The organism is Denitratisoma sp. (genome assembly GCA_032027165.1).
Lineage (GTDB): Bacteria > Pseudomonadota > Gammaproteobacteria > Burkholderiales > Rhodocyclaceae > Desulfobacillus.
Genome location: JAVSMO010000001.1, coordinates 996,179 through 1,012,966 on the forward strand (window position 1 = coordinate 996,179; position 16,788 = coordinate 1,012,966).

General features: G+C 67.1%; 19 protein-coding genes and 2 tRNA genes. 6 read left to right on the top strand and 15 right to left on the bottom strand.

The genetic code is table 11. The annotated features are described in order from the left end of the window. Positions 1-33 precede the first annotated feature (33 nt). From rimO to ROZ00_04820, 6 genes are all read left to right on the top strand, one after another. The gene (gene rimO, locus ROZ00_04795; GenBank protein ID MDT3735522.1) at positions 34-1,365 is read left to right on the top strand and encodes a 30S ribosomal protein S12 methylthiotransferase RimO; all 1,332 of its coding nucleotides are present in this window, start codon (positions 34-36) and stop codon (positions 1,363-1,365) included. 2 nt (positions 1,366-1,367) lie between these two features. Further along, positions 1,368-2,273: a patatin-like phospholipase RssA gene (gene rssA, locus ROZ00_04800; protein MDT3735523.1), complete on the top strand. Its 906-nt coding sequence runs from the start codon at positions 1,368-1,370 to the stop codon at positions 2,271-2,273. After that, the gene (locus ROZ00_04805) at positions 2,270-3,679 is read left to right on the top strand and encodes an FAD-binding oxidoreductase (protein ID MDT3735524.1); all 1,410 of its coding nucleotides are present in this window, start codon (positions 2,270-2,272) and stop codon (positions 3,677-3,679) included. Before rssA ends, ROZ00_04805 begins: the two co-directional genes overlap by 4 nt. A gap of 57 nt (positions 3,680-3,736) precedes the next feature. Further along, positions 3,737-3,812 (top strand) — tRNA-Ala (locus ROZ00_04810). A gap of 32 nt (positions 3,813-3,844) precedes the next feature. Continuing rightward, positions 3,845-3,920 (top strand) — tRNA-Glu (locus ROZ00_04815). 346 nt (positions 3,921-4,266) lie between these two features. After that, complete coding sequence (locus ROZ00_04820) at positions 4,267-5,160, top strand: hypothetical protein (protein MDT3735525.1); 894 nt, start codon at positions 4,267-4,269, stop codon at positions 5,158-5,160. A gap of 341 nt (positions 5,161-5,501) precedes the next feature. On the opposite strand, the gene ROZ00_04825 is transcribed toward ROZ00_04820, so the two are convergent. Genes ROZ00_04825 through ROZ00_04895 form a run of 15 tightly spaced genes read right to left on the bottom strand, consistent with a single transcriptional unit; the run spans position 5,502 to position 16,766 of the window. Beyond that, a complete protein-coding gene (locus ROZ00_04825; GenBank protein MDT3735526.1) occupies positions 5,502-6,710 on the bottom strand; it encodes a phosphoadenosine phosphosulfate reductase family protein in 1,209 nt (402 codons plus the stop codon). Continuing rightward, the gene (locus ROZ00_04830) at positions 6,707-7,093 is read right to left on the bottom strand and encodes a DUF4031 domain-containing protein (protein MDT3735527.1); all 387 of its coding nucleotides are present in this window, start codon (positions 7,091-7,093) and stop codon (positions 6,707-6,709) included. Before ROZ00_04830 ends, ROZ00_04825 begins: the two co-directional genes overlap by 4 nt. Continuing rightward, complete coding sequence (locus tag ROZ00_04835; GenBank protein MDT3735528.1) at positions 7,090-7,281, bottom strand: hypothetical protein; 192 nt, start codon at positions 7,279-7,281, stop codon at positions 7,090-7,092. Before ROZ00_04835 ends, ROZ00_04830 begins: the two co-directional genes overlap by 4 nt. Beyond that, positions 7,278-7,703, bottom strand: coding sequence for a hypothetical protein (locus tag ROZ00_04840; protein MDT3735529.1), 426 nt, complete (start codon positions 7,701-7,703; stop codon positions 7,278-7,280). The genes ROZ00_04835 and ROZ00_04840 overlap by 4 nt, the downstream gene beginning before the upstream one ends. Continuing rightward, a complete protein-coding gene (locus ROZ00_04845; GenBank protein ID MDT3735530.1) occupies positions 7,700-8,317 on the bottom strand; it encodes a hypothetical protein in 618 nt (205 codons plus the stop codon). Before ROZ00_04845 ends, ROZ00_04840 begins: the two co-directional genes overlap by 4 nt. Beyond that, on the bottom strand, positions 8,310-9,233 hold the full coding sequence (locus ROZ00_04850) for a phage Gp37/Gp68 family protein (protein ID MDT3735531.1): 924 nt from the start codon (positions 9,231-9,233) through the stop codon (positions 8,310-8,312). Before ROZ00_04850 ends, ROZ00_04845 begins: the two co-directional genes overlap by 8 nt. After that, positions 9,226-9,486, bottom strand: a complete 261-nt coding sequence (locus ROZ00_04855) for a hypothetical protein (GenBank protein MDT3735532.1) — start codon at positions 9,484-9,486, stop codon at positions 9,226-9,228. Before ROZ00_04855 ends, ROZ00_04850 begins: the two co-directional genes overlap by 8 nt. Before the next feature lie 3 nt (positions 9,487-9,489). After that, positions 9,490-9,948 (bottom strand): hypothetical protein, encoded by a 459-nt coding sequence (locus ROZ00_04860; GenBank protein MDT3735533.1) that lies wholly within the window; start codon positions 9,946-9,948, stop codon positions 9,490-9,492. After that, complete coding sequence (locus tag ROZ00_04865; protein ID MDT3735534.1) at positions 9,945-12,128, bottom strand: hypothetical protein; 2,184 nt, start codon at positions 12,126-12,128, stop codon at positions 9,945-9,947. Before ROZ00_04865 ends, ROZ00_04860 begins: the two co-directional genes overlap by 4 nt. Beyond that, the gene (locus ROZ00_04870; GenBank protein ID MDT3735535.1) at positions 12,125-12,610 is read right to left on the bottom strand and encodes a hypothetical protein; all 486 of its coding nucleotides are present in this window, start codon (positions 12,608-12,610) and stop codon (positions 12,125-12,127) included. The genes ROZ00_04865 and ROZ00_04870 overlap by 4 nt, the downstream gene beginning before the upstream one ends. Then, positions 12,607-13,095: a hypothetical protein gene (locus ROZ00_04875; protein ID MDT3735536.1), complete on the bottom strand. Its 489-nt coding sequence runs from the start codon at positions 13,093-13,095 to the stop codon at positions 12,607-12,609. The genes ROZ00_04870 and ROZ00_04875 overlap by 4 nt, the downstream gene beginning before the upstream one ends. Further along, entirely contained in the window at positions 13,085-13,396 is a 312-nt protein-coding gene (locus ROZ00_04880) for a hypothetical protein (protein ID MDT3735537.1), read from the bottom strand. The genes ROZ00_04875 and ROZ00_04880 overlap by 11 nt, the downstream gene beginning before the upstream one ends. Positions 13,397-13,409: 13 nt before the next feature. Further along, a complete protein-coding gene (locus ROZ00_04885) occupies positions 13,410-13,610 on the bottom strand; it encodes a hypothetical protein (GenBank protein ID MDT3735538.1) in 201 nt (66 codons plus the stop codon). A gap of 13 nt (positions 13,611-13,623) precedes the next feature. After that, positions 13,624-14,073: a hypothetical protein gene (locus ROZ00_04890; protein ID MDT3735539.1), complete on the bottom strand. Its 450-nt coding sequence runs from the start codon at positions 14,071-14,073 to the stop codon at positions 13,624-13,626. Positions 14,074-14,090: 17 nt separating this feature from the next. Continuing rightward, entirely contained in the window at positions 14,091-16,766 is a 2,676-nt protein-coding gene (locus ROZ00_04895) for a toprim domain-containing protein (GenBank protein MDT3735540.1), read from the bottom strand. Positions 16,767-16,788: the final 22 nt, after the last annotated feature.

The following is a 16,788-nucleotide window of genomic DNA, read 5'->3' on the forward strand; positions in this document are numbered from 1 at the left end:
CGGCCGGCCCCTGCCGCAAGACTCCCCGACAGCATGCCACGCAAGAAAGTTGTTCAGCCGAAGGTCGGCTTCGTCTCCCTCGGCTGCCCGAAAGCCCTCGTCGATTCCGAGCAGATCCTGACGCGCCTGCGCGCCGAGGGCTACGACATCGTGCCCGACTACGACGGCGCCGACCTCGTCGTCGTGAACACCTGCGGCTTCATCGACGCCGCCGTGGCCGAGTCGCTCGATGCCATCGGCGAGGCGCTCGACGAGAACGGCCGCGTCATCGTCACCGGCTGCCTCGGGGCCAAGGAGGACGTGGTGCTGGCCGCCCACCCGCAGGTGCTGGCCGTCACCGGTCCGCACGCCACCGAGCAGGTCATGCAGGAAGTGCACCGGCACCTGCCGAAACCCCATGATCCCTTCGAGGACCTGGTTCCCCCGCAGGGCATCAAGCTGACGCCGCGGCACTACGCCTACCTGAAGATTTCCGAGGGATGCAACCACCGCTGCACCTTCTGCATCATCCCCTCGATGCGCGGCGACCTCGTCAGCCGCCCCCTCAGCGACGTCATGCGCGAGGCGGAGAACCTCGTTGCCGCCGGCGTCAGGGAACTGCTCGTCGTCTCGCAGGACACCAGCGCCTACGGCGTCGACGTCAAGTACCGCACCGGCTTCTGGGGCGGCAAGCCGGTGAAGACGCGCCTCTACGAACTGGCGAAGGCGCTGGGCGAACTTGGCATCTGGGTGCGCCTGCACTACGTCTATCCCTATCCCAGCGTGGACGACCTGATCCCGCTGATGGCCGAGGGCAATATCCTGCCCTACCTCGACGTGCCCTTCCAGCACGCCAGCCCGCGCATCCTCAAGCTGATGAAGCGGCCGGCCAGCGCCGAGAACGTGCTGGCGCGCGTGCGCGCCTGGCGCGCCGCCTGCCCGGAACTGACTATCCGCAGCACCTTCATCACCGGCTTTCCGGGCGAGACGGAGGAGGACTTCGAACTGCTCCTGCAGTTCCTCGAGGAGGCGCAGCTCGACCGCGTCGGCGCCTTCGCCTATTCGCCGGTCGAGGGTGCCGAGGCCAACAAGTTGCCGGACCCGGTGCCCGAGGCATTGCGCGAGGAGCGCCGGAGCCGCCTGATGGAACTGCAGGAGGACATCAGCACGCAGCGGCTCGAGCGCAAGATCGGCCGCGAGATCGAGGTGCTGGTCGAGGAGGTCGACGAGGAAGGCGCCGTCGCCCGCAGCCAGGCCGACGCGCCGGAGATCGACGGCCTGGTGCGCATCCCGGACGGCGGGCACCTGCCGGTCGGCGAATTCGCCCGCGTGCGCGTGACGGACTGCGACGTGCACGACCTATACGCGGAAGCGTTGCAGGACTAGCCATGCCCCCGGCGCGCAAGCCGAAGATCGGTCTGGTGCTGGGCAGCGGCTCGGCGCGCGGCTGGGCGCACATCGGCGTCATCCGCGAACTGGCTGCCGCAGGCGTCGTGCCCGACATCGTCTGCGGCTGCTCCATCGGCGCCTTCGTCGGTGCCGTCTATGCGGACGGCGATATCGAGAAGCTTGAGACATGGGTGAGCGCCCTTGCCTGGAAGGACGTGGTCTCTCTCCTTGACGTCAGCCTGACGAGCGGCCTCATCAAGGGAGAGAAGCTGATCCAGTTCTTCGAGCAGCATTTCGTAGACCGCGATTTCAAGGATCTCGATCTTCCCTTCGCCGTCGTCGCGACGGATCTCGAGACCGGACGGGAGCGCTGGCTGCGCGAGGGCAGCGTGGCCGATGCAGTGCGCGCCTCCATCGCGCTTCCGGGGCTGTTTACGCCGGTTCCGTACCAGGGCGGTTTTCTCGTCGATGGCGGGCTGGTGGACCCCGTGCCGGTATCGTTGTGCCGCGCGCTGGGTGCGGACGTGGTGATTGCCGTCGATCTCGGATCCGACGTTGTCGGCAGCGCGCTCAGGCTGTCGGCCGCCGACGCGGAAAGCGAGACCGGCTGGACGCACCGGATCCTTGCCCGCCTCGGCATGGCGCAGAACGAAAAAGAAGCTGCGCGACTGCCTTCGCTGGTCAGCGTCCTCGCCACCAGCATCCACATCATGCAGGTGCGCATAGCGCGCAGCCGGCTGGCCGGAGAGCCCGCCGACGTGCTGGTGGCGCCGCGCCTGGCCCAGCTCGGGTTGATGGATTACCATCGCGGCGTAGAGGCGATCGCGGAAGGACGTACGGCGATGAGGCGCATGCTGCCGGTGCTGGAGGTGGCCCTCGGAGTCGGGGGCGGAACGTCGGCATGAGCGATGCTAACCTGATCAGGCACCTTGCGGCCATCGTCGGCGAACAGGGCGTCGCCACCGGCGCCGACGCCGCAACCCACTACACCGACTGGCGCGGCCGCTACACAGGCCGGGCGCGCTGCGTCGTCAAGCCGGCTTCCACCGAAGAGGTCGCCGCAGTCGTCGCCCTCTGCGCGCAGGAGCGCATTTCGATGGTGCCGCAGGGCGGCAACACCGGCCTCGTCGGCGGCGCCACGCCGCGGCACGACGGCGACGAGGTGGTCATCAACCTCTCGCGCATGAAGCGCATCCGCGAGATCGACGCCGCCAACAACACGCTCACCGCCGAGGCCGGCTGCCTGCTGGCCGAGGCGCAGGCCGCCGCCGCGGGCGCCGACCGCCTGTTTCCCCTCTCGCTGGCGTCCGAAGGCAGCTGCGAGATCGGCGGCAACCTGTCCACCAATGCCGGCGGCGTCGCCGTCCTGCGCTACGGCAACATGCGCGAGCTGACGCTGGGCATCGAGGCAGTGCTGCCCGACGGGCGCATCTGGCACGGCCTGCGCGGCCTGCGCAAGGACAACACCGGCTACGATCTCAAGCATCTTTTCATCGGCGCCGAGGGCACGCTGGGCATCATCACGGCCGCCGTGCTGAAGCTGTTTCCCCGTCCGCGCAACAGCGCCACGGCCTGGCTGGCGGTGCGCGACCCGGCCGCCGCGGTCGAACTGCTGTCTCGCCTGCGCGGCGCCTGCGGAGAGCGCGTCACCGGCTTCGAGATCGTCGCCCGTCCGGCGCTGGAGCTGGTGCTGAAGCACATCCCCGGCGCGCGCGATCCGCTCGCAAGTGCTTCGCCGTGGTACGTGCTGGCCGAGCTGACCGACACGCTGGCGGATTTCGACCTGGCCGGCACGCTGGAGGCGATCCTCGGCGCGGAGATCGAAGCGGGGCGGGTGGGGGATGCCGCCGTGGCGCAGGATCTCGCCCAGCAGCAGGCCTTCTGGCACCTGCGCGAGAACATTTCCGAGGCGCAGCGCATCGAGGGCATCAGCATCAAGCACGACATCGCCGTGCCGGTATCGCGCATCGCCGAGTTCATTTCGCTCGCCGACGAGGCATTGCAGCGCGCCTTTCCCGCCGTGCGCATCGTCGCCTTCGGCCACATCGGCGACGGCAACCTGCATTACAACTTGTCCAAGCCCGATGCGGCGGCCAACGCCGACTTCATCGCCCAGACGCCGCAGGCCAACCGCATCGTGCACGACATCGTCGCCGAGCTGGACGGCTCGATCTCGGCCGAGCACGGGCTGGGGCAGCTGAAACGCGGCGAAATCCTGCGCTACAAGAGCGCCGTCGAAATGGACCTGATGCGCGCCGTCAAGCAGGCCCTCGATCCGCACGGCCTGATGAATCCGGGCAAGGTGATTTGAGGCGCTCCGGAGGGTTTACAAGGACGGGGGCGCTACGTATAATGCGCGCTCCTCTGTGGGGGTATAGCTCAGCTGGGAGAGCGCTTGCATGGCATGCAAGAGGTCAGCGGTTCGATCCCGCTTACCTCCACCACAAGACACTACGACTTTCGAGTAGCACCTCGGGTCCCCATCGTCTAGAGGCCTAGGACATCGCCCTTTCACGGCGGTAACCGGGGTTCGAATCCCCGTGGGGACGCCAACAAATTCCCCGGCGCGAAGGTGTAGTGCAGCCGGGTGGTGAATGAGGTCGGGCAGAGCTCGATCTGCTCAACCAGGTTGGCCACCAGCTCCTTGGTTGCGGTTGCGTCGGCCTGGTCGATCAGGTTGGCCATGCCGGACAGGATGGCCGACACGTCTGATTCCCCGATTGCGCGCAGGACCTGGGCGGACTCACGCGCTTCATCGAGCCCGCGCAGTTCGTCAACGAGCCGGGCGCGATCGCGCTCGAGGCGCTCGATCTGGTCCAGGAATGGCCGCGGCTCGGTGGTGTCGGCCGCCAGGTCGGCCATGCGGCCGATCCGCGCAGTCAGATCCGCCAGCCGCTTGTGCAGGGTGCGGATCTGTTCCTCGTCTGGCGGGCAGCTCATCCGGCGCGCCTCGGCCGCCAGCTCGCGCACGAAGCGATCGGAGAGCAGGTCGCTTTTGATCCCCTCGATAACCAGGCGCTCCACCCGCTCGCGGGCGATACGGCGGCCTTTTCCAATGCGATAGCACCCATCCCCATCGCTCACCCATTTGCGGCCGTCCGGGGCGCGCAGCAGCCCGGACAGCAGGTATTCCGAGCGCGTCCGGTAGCTGGCCGGCCTGCCGGCCTCCAGGCGGGACAGAATCGCCTCTGCCTCCTCGGTCGAGATCAGGCGCTCGTGGGTGTCGTGATTCACCACCCATTCCGCGCGCGGCCGGCGCTTCATGCCGCCCTTGTAGCCGCCGCCGTTGATCCGCTCGGCGTGAACGTTCCAGACCGTGTGCCCGGCATAGGTGAGGGCGTTCCACTCGATGCCGATCAGGCTCGACGTGCTGACGCCGGTCAGCCCGGCCTCGGCTATCGCTGCTGTCCTGCTGATGCCAGCCGCCCTGGCCTTGAGATAGTCCCGCACCTGGTCGGCGCGCTCGCCGCGCACCAGGCGGGATTTTGTCACCGGCTGCCCGTCGCGGATCGCGCCTGTCTCGACGTGCTCGAGGCGGTAACCAAGCGGTGCCCGGCCGCCGGCGCGCCAGCCCTGGCGCACGTTTTCGGCCATCCCGCCGAGGCCCTTTTCCTTCGACATCAGACTGTGCAGCATGTCGAAGGCGCGCACCACCTGCTTGATCACCACGTCCATGATGGTGTTCGTCTCGGGCAGCTTCGAATAGAGCACCTTGACCCCGCGTTTTTCGCATTCGTAGTTGAACACGGCGGCCAGGTGCTGGTGCTGCCGCGCGATGCGGGCAGTGTCTAGGATGAGCAGATAGTTCCAGCGCCGGTCGGCGCTCTTCAGGCTGCGCAGCAGCGCCTGGAACCCCGGCCGGAACTCGTCGTCGGCCCGTTCGACCGCGTCCTGGAATGTCTCAACGACCGTCAGCCTGCGCGACTTCGCAAGTTCCATCAGCTCCCGGCGCTGCGCGTCCGGGCTCACGTCGTGACGGTCCTTCGAGCTGCGCAGGTACAGGGCGGCGAGATCCATTTTTCTCCCAAATCGACAGGATCACAGGGGCCATCAGCCTAACCGCAAGCCGTCGATCGGGCAACCCGACCGATGGCAGGAGGGTGAGTTCAGGCTCATGGCGGCGGCGCGGCATGTCAGGTTTCTTCCAGCCCAAACAAGTCGTGCTGTTCCGCCCCATTGCCGTATATCGTCACAGGCAACCAGGTGTCGGCGGTCGGCTCCGAGCCGTCCCAGCCGTCCGGCCAGGTGCCGGCGGAGATCAGTTCGCGGATGCGCGCCTCCTCCTCAGCGTCGATCAGCCTGAAGCGCGTGTCGCCGACGCGGCGCTGTATGTCGAGAATCTGTTCAAGGGCATTCAGGCGGGCCTCGAAGGTCAGCGGCCCCATACGCTGCGGGTTCTTGCCGATCGACCCGTCCTTCAGACGCTCGACGCTGGACTTGCGCAAGCGCTGGGCAGGCTCGCGCAGCCAGCGGTAGATCGGCTTCAGCTCGTGCAGCGGCGCCAGGTGCGTCCAGCGCGACATGGCCAGGATGCTGTCCAGCGCCTTTTCCTCCTGGGCCAGCGGGCAGCCGACACAGCCGGTGCGAGCGTTGATCTCCTCGGCCTCGATGCCTCCGTAGGCGTCGGCGATGATCTCGGTGGGCCAGCCGCCGAACTCGTCGCGCGGCGCCCAATGGCGCAGCCATTCCCAGACGTGGCAAACGCGCCAGTGCAGCAGTGGCGCCAGGGTGGCGATGCGGCCCTTGATTCCCTTGCTCTCCGGCAGCACCTGCTGATACCAGCCCTGGCCGCATTCGGCGCCGTCCTTGCCGCAGCTCATCTCGATTCGTCGGTCGCGGATCGCGCTCTCGCCCTGGCGCACGCCGGTGATGGTGAGCGCTGTGCCGTCGCCGAGCGATTCGGCGATCGCGGCAGCCATCGGGTCTACTTTGATCTGCCGGGTGCACCAGCGCAGGGTATTGTTGTTCGGCGGCGGCACTCCGCGGCCGAGGATGTAGACGAGGAAGCGCTTGTCCAGCGGCGCGCGCACGACACGGAATTCGATGCCGCGCCCGTCCAGATCATCCATGATCTCCTGGGCCGCGATAGCCAACGGCGGTAGCTCCTGGCGGGTATCGGCATAGAGCACCGTGAAGCGCTTCGGTGCCGCGATCCGGCCGCTGTCGATGAGCCAGCAGAGAAGCGTGAGCGTGGCGGTGCTGTCCTTGCCGCCAGACCAGGCGACTACCCAGTGGTCGTGCTCTGGCCCATATGCCTGCATGCTCTGGACGGTCAGCTCGATCGACTCCGTCATCTGCAGGCGCGCGCCGGTCTCGAAGAGGGAGAGGTCGCGGGCGGTCACGATTTCCCCTCGTCGTACAGTTCCACGAAGCGTTTATGCCCTTCCGCCAGGTGCGCCAGCGCGGTCTTTCCGTGGTTGCGCTGGTGGCCGACGCAGGTGTTGCGGGCCCATTCGACGGCGTCCGACGGGGAGCCGAGCTGCCCGGTTGCCCGGCGGCGCATGGCCATGCAGCCGAGCTGGCGCATGGTCACCTCGACGGCGCCGAACCGGACGGCCAGATCCCGCTTGGCCAGGCAGATGTCGTAGTGGTCGCCCTGGTACCAGCGCCGCTTCATCCCGATTCGCCCGGCCATCACGTGCAGCTCCGCCTCGGTATCGGCGATCATGTGGCACATGACCAGGCGGCCGTACCTGGCCCGCATGTTGTCGACGTAGACCGTCACTTTGCCCTCCATTCGGCCGGCACCCCGAGACGCCGCGCCCAGTCGCGACACTGACAGGCATCGGGCAGCGGCCGCTTGCCGTTCGCGCAGTCGATCAGCTCCTGCTCGACCTTGGCGCGCTCGTTCAGGGATCTCTCGTACATCCACATCCAGCGCCAGCGCGCGATGAATCGGTAGAGCCGCTTCATCGAGCCGCCCTTCGCTGGTGCCCGCGCTCCTTGTCCAGCGCCTCGTTGGCCGCGCGGAACAGCTCGCCGCTCTGTCTCTTCCAGAAGTCCTCGGAGACGTCGGCCATGGCGCGCAGCGCCCGCAGTTCGTCGCCGGTGGCGCCGAGGCGGCCGCGCGCCTTGAAGCGGTCGCGGATGTTCTCCAGGGCGATGCTGGCCAGGTCGCAGACGGCGAGGGTGGCCTGGTCGCCCTTGTGGTTCGCGGCCAGGGCGAGGAGATCCCGGCAATCGGCCAACACGTCGAACTGGTAGGGCTTGGCCCAGCCGCCGGCCAGGCCCTCGATGGCCAGGCGCTCTGTGAGGCCGACCTCCGGCGCCAGGTGCATGGCCACCAGGGTGGGACAGCGGGCGGGGCGCGGGCGGCGCTTGTGCTGGCTGGTCATTTGACTCTCCGAAACTCGACCGCCCACACCCAGGGATTCGCCGCCCAGGAGCCGGGACCGTTGATGTGTTCCCACAGAGCGCGATAGCACTGCACCGGGTGGCTATACCAGTCGCTACCTGGCGCGTAGCGCCAGAGGGCAGCGGCTGTCCCAGGCATGGTTTCCTGATAGAGCCCTTCCGCGATGGCATCCGCTACGCTGATGTCCTGCAGCCGCTCGACTCGGACGGCGACGATCTCCAGGTCGATGCGCGATGCCCATCGTGGCATGTGGATGGATGGCCGGCGCTTGAATCCCCATCGCTTGAAGTCTGCATGGTCTTCATCGAACCATCTGTCGGCATCGTAGTAGTAGGGCTCCCATGTATCCGCCCCCTCACGCATCATGCGGGGCGTGCGCTCCGGTCGTTCCCAACCGTTCTCCCGCACCCAGAGCCGGTCGCCAGGCTGTCCGTAAGGACAAGCCTTCAGCAAATCTTCAATGCTGCACCATGGCTTTTTGCTGCCTCTCGTCGAAACGGGCTGCGGCTTTATCACACGCCGCGTCTTCGTCTTAGTGTCGTCGAGGATGGCGCGCACCATCGGCGCCGAGAACAGGATCGGCCGCTCACGCATGGGGCACCTCCGGGTATTCGTCGTGCAGAACGCCATCGAGCAGGCGGCCGGCGGCTTTCTTGCCGACGCGCGCCATCGCAACGTCGCCAAACGTATGGTGAGCCGCGCCGCCACCAATCAGCAGGTTCTGTCGGAAGGCGTCCGCGCGAGGGAGCCACTCGCCCCACTGCTTGAACAAGAACGGCACGCCGGCCGCGGCGCACTGGTCGCGCAGGGACCGAGCCCAATTCGGGTGCATGGAGCGCGCCTTCGGCCCTGACTCGCCGCCGACAATGCACCAGTCAATGGACGGCCCCATCATCTTGCGGGCTGCCTTCACCAGTTCTTTGACGGCGAAGTTGCTAGCATCGTTGTCCGGGTGATGGTGAACGCCGATCCATTGGCCGAGCGAGACCGGCCCAAGCAGCGGTTCGGCGGAAACCCACCGCATCGCCGCTGGCGTCTGCAGCAGAAGCGGAATCCTCTCGTCGGCCGCTGCCTGGTCCTCAACGCTCACGCCGATCTGGATGTTCGGCAGCGGCGTCCAGTCGAACTCTGACCACAGCAGGAACTGCATGCGGGCGGCCCGCTTGGTGAGGACCTGAAAAGTGTGCTGCGGGCAGGCCGCCATGACGTCGAAGACGGCGCGGATGAAATCGACCGGGACGTTATCGTGGAACAGGTCCGCCCTGGGGCAGACGAAGATCCTGCGCGGGCGCTTCCAGGTGAGCGGGCTGCGGGCGCCTGCCAGCGCTTCCGGGTGGCAGCGCACGTCGTTGAACGGGCGGCCGTACCACACGCTCTTCGGATTCTTAGACCATCGTGTTTCCACTTCCCGCTTGGCGTAGCAGTGCTTGCAGCCGGGCGAGATCGGGTCGCAGCCGGTGACGGGCGACCAGGTGGCTTCGGTCCATTCGATGGCGCTATTGTCAGCCATTGATGTCCCCCAGCCCGATGCCGTTGAGGACCGTACTGACCATCCTCCTGGCTTTCTCTTCGTTCATCTCAGCGAACGCCGCTTCGGCCGTGTCCCAGCCGCTGTCGGTGTCCGGGAACTTCAACGCGGTCGAGCAGAGGCCGAGGTCTTTCGGCTGGAAATACACGCGAACCTCCGGCGCTCTCTCCTCGTCGTTACTGAGCATGACGAGGACCTGGTCGTTGTCAGGCCCATAGAGCTTGGCAAAAGACATTTTTTATCCTTTCGGTTGATCTTCCGGAGCCGGCAACAGATTGCCGGCCTGGGCATGCTCGAGCACGGTCTTTCCGCTCGGCAGCAGAATCTGTCCCAGGAAGGCGCCCTCGAAACTGAGGATGCCGACCTCGATGGCGGTGATCTGCCCCTTGATCCAGTCGCGGAGGATCGAGCACACGCTGACCTGCGCCTGGTCGAAGGCGCGCGCCTCGTGCTGCTGCCGGGTGCGCCGATGTCTGGACGGGTTGTACGGGTATTCGCGCAGCCAGGCTGCGGCGTAGCCCTTGAAGCTCGCCTTCACCGTCACGTCGCGGTTGCGAAAACTGAACTGCACGATCAGCTCGCCGGCGACGTTGTCTGTCATCGTGCCGAAGCGGCTGCAGCCGAATCGGGTGAGGACCTTGCGGATGTCGTCCAGCGCCGCCGAGCCGCTGGTGGCGTTTTCGTAGGGGAGGCTCATGCCGCCACCCTCGTCCCGGACCGCTCTTCGATCCTGCGCATCACCCGTGCTCGCTTTTCGGCCTGGCTCTCGATCGGCGCGTTCTTCGCCGGCGCCGGCTTGAAGCCGAGCAGCTGCGCCCAGGCGCTCACCGGCTGCGCCGCCGGCGGCCGGCCGCGCCTGGGTTTCTCGCGGTACATCTCGATGCCGATGCGGAAGCCTTTTCCCTCCAGCGCCGACAGGCGCTTGTGGTAGAGGCCGAACTCCTTCACCGTCATCATCACGGTGTGGCGGTACGGCTTGCGGGAATGCAGCAGCCGGCCGAGGCGCTGCAGGGACTGCGCCCGGCTGCCGTGGTGGAAGTTGAACTCGATCACCTCCTCCAGGTCCTGCACGTCGATGCCGCAGTCGCCCACCCGCGACATCACCACGGCGCGGTGGCCGGCCAGCACGTCCAGGCGGCGCTTCGTTTCGGCGTGGATGAAGGGGATGCCCAGCTCGGAGGAAATGCGCTTCCCGTCCGCGATCGCGTCCGAGAAAACGATCGTCTTGCGCCGGCTAAGGACGCGGCCGAGGGCGCGGTGCTTCCCCTCGAGGTCGCGCACGATCAGCACCCGCACCGGCACGTCGGGCATCGTGCCGGCGTCGCGGAACTCCTGCCAGTCTTCGCCCAGGGCCAGGCCGGTCATCATCTGGATCAGGTCGGCGCGGCCGTCCTCGCGGAACGGCGTCGCCGAGAGCCCGACGCGGTACTCGGAGCCGATGGTCGCCAGCCTGCTGGCGTTGTTGCCGGGCAGGAATTGCGCCTCGTCGAAGCCGGCCACGGTGAAGCGGTCGTGGTCGAAGCGGTGCCGGGTCGCGTAGCCGTAGATCCGCACCCGGCTGCGAATCATGCCCTCGGCGTCCAGGATGTCGACGCGGTGGTGGTAGGGCTTCCAGACTTCGGCCACCCGCACCTGCCCGTGTTCCCGGAAGAAGGCGATCCACTGGTCGCGGATCGTGCGTGTGTGCACGAACAGCACGTGCTCGCCGGCGATGCGCGAAAACGCCATGCCGAGGAAATACATCTTGCCCTGGCCGGGCGGCCAGAAGACGCCGACGTTGCCGCTGGCCAGAAAGGCCTCGAAGGCGCGCGGCTGGCCTTCGCGCAGCTCGTAGTCCATCACGTTCGAGAGGAACCGGTGCAGCGGCACCGGGTTGGGCGGCGCCACCGACATGCCCGCCTCCAGCAGGCGGCGGAAGGAGAGGAAGGCGCGGCCGGCATTGCGTTTCGTGCTGAACACATAGCGCAGCAGCTCGTCCTCGCTCACCGGCGCGCCGGCCTGCGTCCAGAAGCGCCCGTCGCGCCAGGCCAGGCCCAGCTTGCCGGCGATCGCCGCCAGCGTGTCGGCCTCGCCGGGATCCTCGTCGGCGAAGAGCGCTTTCTCGCTGAACCTTGAGACGATGCAGCCGCAGCGCGGGCAGGTCGCGTTGGCATACAGCGGCGCCCAGAAATCCGTCCCGCCCACGGCCGCGCAGCTCTCCAGGCTGTACTGGTGCTCGCGCTCGACCAGCTCGACCTCGCCGTGGTGGATCCGGAAGCCCGTCGGCGTCATTTTTGAGCCGTCCTTCCAGCTATCCGAGCGGCAGGTCAGGCGCATGAACTTCGGCGGATCCGGCAGCCGGTCCAGCTCGAGCACGCCGCGCGCGTACTTATCTGCCGCCCGGTAATCGACCACCTCCGGGTGCCGGCGCAGGAAGGCCGTCAGCCACTCGACCTTCACCCGCCGCGACCAGACCTCCCCGTTGCGGCCGTACTCCGGATAGCTCTTCAGCCAGCCGTCGTCGATGAAGCGCCGCCAGAGCCGGTGATCCAGCTTCAGCAGGTGCTCCAGGTCGTAGACCGTGAAGTCCTCGTTGTGCCTGGTCGAGTGGCCGATCCTCTTCAGACGGTTCACGATCCCCGACATGCCGCAGCCGAGGTGCGCCATGACCTCCTGCGGCGGCAGCTTGCCCCAGCTGTCCCGCAGATACTGGTCCTTCTCCGGCGTCCATTCGATGCGCTTGCGGGCGCTCTTGTAGCCGCCGCGCTTCGCCGCCGTGATGATGTTGTGGCGCCTGACGCCGTACTGCCTGATCAGCCCCTCGATCGTCTCCGTGGTGCCGTCGTAGACCTTCGCGATCTCGCGGACCTGGTCTTCGGTCAGCAGCGGCGCGCTCATGGCCTGGCTCCCATCTCGATCTCCCTGTGCATTTCCTCGATGTCCTCGGCGCTCATGGGCTCCAGATCGGCGAAGGTGCGTCCGGCGATCTCCTTGCCGCAGCGGCGGCAGAAATACAGGGTGTTGAGCCTGAGCACCGAGGCGTTGTAGCGGCAGCCCGCGACCGGGCACACCGTCCAGCCGGCGAGCCGCTCGCGGATCCGCCGGCCCAGGTCGCGCCAGCCGCCGGTGAAGTGCACCAGCATCGCCACGTAGATGGCGTTGGCGAACGTGATGAACACCCCGCCGGCGAAGCTGTAGAACTGGTCCAGATGCGGGTAGTAGAAGAGGTTCCAGACGCCCCAGGCCGCGAAGAAGGCCACCGACGCCACGGAGAGCCCGCGCACCTCCTTGTCGCGCCAGAGGGCGAAGCAATGGTTGATCACCGCGATGCCGGCGGCGGCCTCGAAGCTGCCGTTGACGATGTCGGGCCAGGCGGTCATGGTTGCACCTCCGCCTCATTGCCGGCTTCCTGCCCCTGCGCAGCGGCGGCGTCCTCTTCGCAATAGATCAGCTGAAAATCAGTCCCCAGGGCACGGCGGATGATGGTGTGGCAGCCGGTGACCAGCCGCTTGTCGTCCGGCAGGGTGGCCGCGTCGAGGGCGCAGACCGCGTCGGCCAGGATGCGCAGATCGTCCAGCGCGATGCGGTAGCCCTGGCGATTCATGGCCGGATGGTCTTCGATCCGCATCAACCACTGCGGCGGGTGGAACAGCTGGTCCAGCTCCTGATTGGTCAGGTTGAGCCAGGTGCCGGCATCCGTGACGACGGCGGCATACGTCTTGCCGTTGAGCTCGCGCATGCCGACCGTGACGGCGTTGCCGATGCGCCGGCCGTCGCGGGTGCGCAGCTGGGCGCCCATCTGCATGGGGCTCGCGGCCTCGCCGGTCGCCCAGCCAGGCATCGGTTCGGTTGGGCTAGTTTCCATCGTGGTCCTCCAGGGTGTCGTTGGTCTTGACCTTGACGATCACCGGCCGCCAGCCGGGCGGGCAGACCGGCGATACGACGATGTCGCGGCCGTTGTGGATGATCTGCATGCCGGCGGCACGCGCTTGCTGCGCGACCGCCAGCACCTCGGCGTTGTCCGGGATGGTGATGGCTGCCATGGTTCTCTCCTTGTTCGCGTCCCCGTGGAACTCGGCTGCCGGCGCGGGGTCGCAGAGCGCCAGCAGCAGGAAATAAGCGACGAGGGCCAGCAGGGCGTCGCGCCAGTCCTTCAGGGTTGGCATGCCGCGCTGCATGTCAGCGCCTCGACCCGGCGGAACGGCGGACGAGGCCGAGCAGATCCTTGTCCGTGCCTCGCGTGCCGATCAGCACCGGGCGCCCCGGCATGCAGCGGTAGAGCAGGAACCGCCCGCCCTTCTCGGCCACGAACATGTTGTGGCTGCGGGCGATGCGCCTGGCTTCGTCGAGCGGATTCAGGATCTGCGTCTGCTGGCCCATGGCGCGCCTCCGCTCAGGCCGCCTGCTGCTGCTCGGCTTCGCGCTGGTCGAGGATCTCGCGAGCGAGCCGCATGAAGTGGGGGTCGCGCACGCCGTTGTTGGCGTAGCCGGCGACGAGCTCGAGCGCGATGCGCAGGTGGTCCTCGTCGGCGTTGGCCAGCAGGCTGCCCAGACGCACCGGATGGCCGTCGTTGAACAGGTGCAGCGTCAGGTCCGCCAGCTTGCGCGCCGTGCCGTAGCCGCCGAGGATCTGCTTGCGGTGGGTGAGGAACGGGCTCTCGTGCGCCTGCAGGGACGGCCGCAGCCGCTCGACGGCGGCCTCCAGCCGGTCCGCCACGCTGGTGGCCTTGGCCAGGTGCTCGGGCGCTTCCGATGCGATCTCGCCGGACTGGACGAGGTCCAGCATGGCGATGGCGGCTTCCATGAGCCTGAAAACTTCCCTTGTGTCGTGGATCGAGTGCATGGCTTTCTCCTTCAGGGTTAGCGGGAGGGCTCCCGCGGGGTGTCCTCGAACACCCAGCACTTGACGGTGCCGGGGCGGGGTTGATTGGGCGGGCAATGCTCGCGGTTCCATTCCGCGTTGAGGGCGGAGTTGACCGTCTTGTTTCCGAGGAACTTGCGGGTGCGGCTGGTCTTCAGCGCCTTCTTCAGGTCGCGCAGGTCGGGGATCTGCTGGCGCGCCTCGGCCGCCTTGGCGATGTACTGCGGCAGGCTGATGGCGATGACGCCGTCGTTGCGCGAATGATCCAGGCGGTTGTCGCCGTCGAGGAACTCGTAGGTGTCCCAGAACTCCTGCACGAACGGGTGATCGGCGTTGATCGCCTCCTGGCGCTCGGCGGCCATGTCCTCGATGAAGGCCTGCGTCTGGCGCAACTCGACGGCGCCGAGCGGCACCACGTGCACCAGCGCATCCACCAGGGCGGCGAGCTGGGCGTGGTTCTTGACGATGCGCAGGTTGCGCACCCCCTCCACCTGCAGCAGCCGGCGCTCGTGGTGCGGGATGCGCTCTTCGAAAGTGGCGAGGATCTGCTTCTCGGCGAGCGTGGCCTTGAGAATGAAGCCGGACAGGCGCTCGACGCCGATCTGGCCGAGGGCGTCGGCTGCCGTCTTCGATTCCGGCGTGTGCGAGGCCAGGTCGAAGCCGATGTGGCAGATGCGCTGCATGATGGCGTCGGAGGCCTGCACGGGGGCGTTCTGCGAGATCACCAGTGCCCCGCGGAAGGGCGGCTCGTAGGTCTCGTTGCCGCTGTTCTTGACGCCGCGCGAATAGACGCTGCGGCCGTTGTAGAGCGGCTTCATCTCGTCCCAATTGAAGCTCTTCTGCTTGACGCGGTCCTCCTCGGTGCGGTCGCCCTCGATCAGCACCACCGGCAGGTTCGACACCTGGACGAAATTGCGCGCCCGACCGGCCATGGAGGAGTTGGACGGATCGAAGCCCTCGTAGTCAGAGCGGCCGGCCAGCCGCCAGAGAAACTCGATCAGCGTCGACTTGCCGGCGCCCGGCTCGCCCACCAGCTCGACGAAGGGGAAGCTCTTGTACTTCGCCCGGATCTGCTCGGCGAAGAAGGTGCCCAGCCAGAAGGCCAGGGCAGCGATGCCCTTGTGGTGGTAGCACTGCCACAGCAGGCCAACCCACTCGGTCGAGAAGTCCTTGAGGTCGGTGTTGATGGCCAGATCCACCGAGCGGTTCAGGCTCTTGATCGACAGCCGGCCGAGGTCGAAGAAGTCCTCGTCGTTGAGGCTTACCGTTTTGCCGCCCTTCACCGCCACGTCATTGAACACCCAGGCGGCGTGCTCGCGGCTGTAGCCGATGAAGTCGACCGTCTCAACCGTCTTGATGCGTCCGAGCCATTTCTTCAGCATGGCGTCGAGCTGGCCGGCCGTGCCGGTGAAGACGGCGCCGGCGGCGATGCCGAGCAGGCGTTTCTTGAACTCCGAGGCCGAGGCGAGCTGCCCGCCGGTGAAGGTGTTGTTGACGGACGGGCCGTCGTGCGGAAAGTCGATGCGGAAGTAGTACCAGCTCTCGTCGGTGATGGCGTTCGCCTGGTAGTACAGCGCGGTCGGGTAGCAGTTGGCGATCTCGGTGACGGTGCCGGATTCCGTCAGCGCGAGATCGCGCTTCTTCTCGTCCGAGAGGGCCTTGTCGCCCTCGTACTGCTCCATCACCTTGTGGTAGCGCTCCAGGTCGAGCTTGAACCAGTGCAGCCGGTTGTCGAACTCGAAGCTGAAGGCGTTCCAGCCGTTGTGGCGATACATCAGCAGCGCCTTTTCCTGGGCAGTCTTGGCCAGCAGCAGCGCGCCGTGGTAGCGGTAACGCTCCATGTCTTTCTGGCCGAGCCGCCCGCGCTGGTGCATGTCGTTCCAGTCGAGCTCCTTCTTGCCCTCCATCGGGATCGACGCCGCCGATGCGTCCCAGCCGTCCTCGACGCTGCGCTGGTGGAACTGGCGCGAGGCCTTGCGGCCCGCCCGCCCGCCATCGAACGCCCAGACAAGCTTCGGCCGCGGTTTGTCCTCGGCCGCGCATCGCTCGGCCAGCGCCTTGAGCGCCGCCGCGGGATAGTTGGTGCTGCTCATCGCCGAAGCCGCCGCGATGTCGTGATGCAGCAGCGCGATCGAATCGAAGATGCCCTCGACGATCCACAGTTCCTCGGGGATCTCGACGATCGACGGCGGCATCCACCACATGCCGCCGTAGGCGCCACGGAAGTTCGCCTTGCGGTCGAAGCGCTCCGGCCGGTCGATGATCCGCTCCCACCACACGCCATCGGCGAGCTGGAAGCGCACCGTCGCCGAGCCGATCTTGAGCTCGGGGTGGTAGTAGTTCTCCTGGACGTACCAGCCGGCGATCTTCGCCAGGTCGAAGCCACGGCCGTTGCGCAGGTAGGCGTCGGCCGATGCGTTGGGCTCCGTCGGCGTCGGCTTGTAGCGGTCGCTCCAGCTGGCGAACAGTTCCGGGTAGAGTTCCTTTACGTGATACTCGGCGCCGCACTTGTTGCCTCGCGGGCAGCGCAGCACCCAGGGATGCTCGGCCGACGTGTACATCTCCTTCTTGCCGCATGAGGGGCACTTGCCCTTGCGGAGCCAGTCCTTCTTCGCCTCGAAGCCGTAGTCGCGCTCGAGGCGGGAGACGATGTCGCTGTGTAGTCGTTGATCCATTTTTTTGGCAAAAAAAATCCCT

What these genes read in the sequence shown, in the direction of transcription:
- rimO (MDT3735522.1), top strand. Translation starts at nt 34, where the DNA reads ATGCCACGCAAGAAAGTTGTTCAGCCGAAGGTCGGCTTCGTCTCCCTC.
- rssA (MDT3735523.1), top strand. Translation starts at nt 1,368, where the DNA reads ATGCCCCCGGCGCGCAAGCCGAAGATCGGTCTGGTGCTGGGCAGCGGC.
- ROZ00_04805 (MDT3735524.1), top strand. Translation starts at nt 2,270, where the DNA reads ATGAGCGATGCTAACCTGATCAGGCACCTTGCGGCCATCGTCGGCGAA.
- ROZ00_04835 (MDT3735528.1), bottom strand. Translation starts at nt 7,281, where the DNA reads ATGAAGCGGCTCTACCGATTCATCGCGCGCTGGCGCTGGATGTGGATG.
- ROZ00_04840 (MDT3735529.1), bottom strand. Translation starts at nt 7,703, where the DNA reads ATGACCAGCCAGCACAAGCGCCGCCCGCGCCCCGCCCGCTGTCCCACC.
- ROZ00_04845 (MDT3735530.1), bottom strand. Translation starts at nt 8,317, where the DNA reads ATGCGTGAGCGGCCGATCCTGTTCTCGGCGCCGATGGTGCGCGCCATC.
- ROZ00_04850 (MDT3735531.1), bottom strand. Translation starts at nt 9,233, where the DNA reads ATGGCTGACAATAGCGCCATCGAATGGACCGAAGCCACCTGGTCGCCC.
- ROZ00_04855 (MDT3735532.1), bottom strand. Translation starts at nt 9,486, where the DNA reads ATGTCTTTTGCCAAGCTCTATGGGCCTGACAACGACCAGGTCCTCGTC.
- ROZ00_04860 (MDT3735533.1), bottom strand. Translation starts at nt 9,948, where the DNA reads ATGAGCCTCCCCTACGAAAACGCCACCAGCGGCTCGGCGGCGCTGGAC.
- ROZ00_04865 (MDT3735534.1), bottom strand. Translation starts at nt 12,128, where the DNA reads ATGAGCGCGCCGCTGCTGACCGAAGACCAGGTCCGCGAGATCGCGAAG.
- ROZ00_04870 (MDT3735535.1), bottom strand. Translation starts at nt 12,610, where the DNA reads ATGACCGCCTGGCCCGACATCGTCAACGGCAGCTTCGAGGCCGCCGCC.
- ROZ00_04875 (MDT3735536.1), bottom strand. Translation starts at nt 13,095, where the DNA reads ATGGAAACTAGCCCAACCGAACCGATGCCTGGCTGGGCGACCGGCGAG.
- ROZ00_04880 (MDT3735537.1), bottom strand. Translation starts at nt 13,396, where the DNA reads ATGCCAACCCTGAAGGACTGGCGCGACGCCCTGCTGGCCCTCGTCGCT.
- ROZ00_04885 (MDT3735538.1), bottom strand. Translation starts at nt 13,610, where the DNA reads ATGGGCCAGCAGACGCAGATCCTGAATCCGCTCGACGAAGCCAGGCGC.
- ROZ00_04890 (MDT3735539.1), bottom strand. Translation starts at nt 14,073, where the DNA reads ATGCACTCGATCCACGACACAAGGGAAGTTTTCAGGCTCATGGAAGCC.
- ROZ00_04895 (MDT3735540.1), bottom strand. Translation starts at nt 16,766, where the DNA reads ATGGATCAACGACTACACAGCGACATCGTCTCCCGCCTCGAGCGCGAC.